Origin of the sequence: Nocardia araoensis NBRC 100135, assembly GCF_000308435.1 — a bacterium.
GTDB classification, from domain to species: domain Bacteria; phylum Actinomycetota; class Actinomycetes; order Mycobacteriales; family Mycobacteriaceae; genus Nocardia; species Nocardia araoensis.
Map to the genome: position 1 here is coordinate 1 of NZ_BAFR01000288.1, position 2763 is coordinate 2763.

Annotated in this window: 2 protein-coding genes; both read left to right on the top strand. The window is 61.5% G+C overall.

All coding sequences use genetic code 11. The annotated features are described in order from the left end of the window. Window positions 1-402: 402 nt before the first annotated feature. The gene (locus ON21_RS30480) at window positions 403-1365 is read left to right on the top strand and encodes a hypothetical protein (RefSeq protein WP_039803706.1); all 963 of its coding nucleotides are present in this window, start codon (window positions 403-405) and stop codon (window positions 1363-1365) included. A 636-nt stretch (window positions 1366-2001) separates the two neighbouring features. After that, complete coding sequence (locus ON21_RS30485; protein ID WP_051021499.1) at window positions 2002-2409, top strand: hypothetical protein; 408 nt, start codon at window positions 2002-2004, stop codon at window positions 2407-2409. Window positions 2410-2763: the final 354 nt, after the last annotated feature.

The window sequence follows — 2763 nt, forward strand, 5'->3', positions numbered from 1 at the left end:
ACTAGACCTGGACGACCTTCGCGCCCATCGCGGATTGGCCGACAGGCACTCAGTCGGAGGCTGCGGCAAGACTTCCAATCAGCCAGCCCCGAGTCAGCGACACCGACCTGGCCGCAGGCAAAGTCCTCGCCTGCCGAACCCGGCCGACCTCCGATGCGGTCACCCTGCGTTTCCACCCCTGCCCCTCACCGCTACCGGCCCATGCCGCCGCCCTCCCCGCACTGAATCGAGACCGCAGTTGACCCCCGCGATGCCGAACCCGAACCCGTCACCGTCGCCATAGTCGGCGCCGGGTTCGGCGGCATCGGTATCGCCGTCGCTTTCGAATCTGAAGGCGTTGAGTCTCGGCGGCCAAAATAGCGGACCCCCGCAGATCCGAACACCACCGCAGGAGCGCTCGGGTTGGACGACGTGGGAGGGGACGCGATGCAGGCCACCACCGAGGAAGGCCACGCCTCCGGAGAGTGCAAAATTCTCTGCGTTCAACGACGCTTCGGAAGTACGCTGACCGTTATGGTGAGCGAAGCTCAGACTCCGGACGATTACAAGCATCCGAGATGCTACACGAATCTGCATGGCGGATGTTCCACCAGAATTTCTGGCGAACACTATCTCTCACACAGTCTCATCAAGCTGTACACGTGGGATGATCCATCGGTCACCATCCAGCATGACCACGGTTTCGGTATCCCACGCCCGGTCAGGCCGAAGGACTTCGTGGCCAAAGTCCTCTGCACCAAACATAACAGCGACTTGAGTGCAGCTGACGACGCGGCCTTGCAGTTCGCGAGCTTCCTCCGTGAGATTGCACTCACCTACCTGAATGGGAATGGTGAATGGGGGACTGACGCGGCCATCACCATCTCCGGTGACGACTTCCAGCGATGGGTTTTGAAGCTGCTCGGGACCCATGCGGCTGCGAACGCGCTGTCTCACGACGGGGGTCGGGTCAAGAGGAAGATCACGGAGGAGTCGGTGCACCTCCTGCTGGATAAAGCCCAGTGGCCAGAGACATGGGGGCTTTGCGTAGCAGGTGACCCGTCGAATTCCTACCTGCACTTCGACCCCTTCTGTGATGTCGACAAGGTGACTACCGACTGGTGCTCCATCTATCCTTTTTTCGGGACCGAAGATGAGACTCTCCGCGGTGGGGTGGCGGAACTGAATGGGGTGGGGTTCGCTCTAACTCTGTTCAACCAGGGACGCGAATTGCCAGAATTTCATAGGCCCGAGAACCCGTTGTTGGGGTCTGTTCAGAGGCCCAGCTTCTTGGCGTGGGAGCTGGACGGCGTGCAGAAGCGCATAAATTTCACCTGGTCTGACCCATGGCCCCACAAGAGCGTCACCTTCACGATGCGTAGATAGTCCGCCTTCCGTTACTTTGCCTCCGGCTCCGGGCTGTGGAACGAGCGAGCCAGTTGACCGGACAGGGTGCGGCTATCGTCGTGCCCAGCACTGTTCGGCAATCGAGAAGGTGACCGCTCGCCCGGCCAAGTGGCCCGCGGTAGGCCCTGGAATGGATGGGCCTGCGCAGGAGGGGGCAGGCTCCCTGCCTGCCCGTAGGGTCTGCCCTTAACGCTGGAGGGGCGCGTGAACACACTGCAGGCCCATCCATTCCAGGGCCGCGCGGCCGAAGGACGCGGAACGCAAGCACGCCGATCGCTGGATATGGCTGCAGCTCTTGATCTAAGTTACAGGCAGATCCGTTGCTGCTGAGAACAACTCGTGCGACCCTAAGGTTCTTAGGTGATGCGGTGTCGTCGGTGTCGTCAGGGTCTGGCAGACCCCGCCTAATCTCGGCCATCTTTGTCGGTCCCGGGGGTATGGTGCGAAAACTATTGGCGAACAGGGTGTTCCGCTGGATGTGCCGATACTTACCAGGCGGGGTTGGGTCATGTACGACCAGATCATTCCCGGCGACGAGACACCCGGTCTCAACATCCAGACGGACCGCACCGAATGGACCAGGATCACAGACGTGAACACATACGACCGGAACAAGTGACCGAGTACCCCTCAGCGCTCGAACTCGACGAAGATCTCTATCAGCAGTTGCAGCGATGGGAAGCCGGATACCTCGGCATCGAGGTGAAGGACCTCGGTGTGTGGACCGAAAGCCCATACCAGATGGGGCTATCCGTGGCACCCGGGTGGAAGATCGGCGGCTATGTCGCCTGGGCACGCAGCGATCCGTGGGTCAAGCTGTGCCCGGCCTGCGGGACACCCACCGAACCGGTATTGACCATCGCCTCCACAGAATGGCAAGACGACAGCTGGGTCCCCTACGAGGACCGGCACCCCGACGGCACTGCCTCACCCACCAAGATCAACATAGGTGACGTATGGGATCTGGTCATCGGCGCCTGCCCCGCATCGCCGGAGCACCCCCACGTGCTGTTGAGGGGTTGAGCCGCCCGCCAATCCGAACATCCGCACATGCCACATGTCGCGCGTTCGAAACGGGGTCTGGGATCAGATCCGCGAAAAGTCCACCACGCGTTGGGGCTATCAATGCGAGCGGCCCAAGAGGTACTGCCGCGAACAATTTCCGGAGTCACTGGACCGATGACGCGGCAGTCGCGGCGCTTGTCGGTACGACCTCCTAGGCTCGCGGCCATATAGTCGAAGGGATTGCCATGGAAGACCCGACGGGTATCGCAGCGTTGACCAAGATCCTGCCGCCAGACCACGGCGCGGACGAGGAAATCGATTGGTCCGCAGCAGAGGCGCGATGGGACACGCGGTTCCCACATGACTACATGG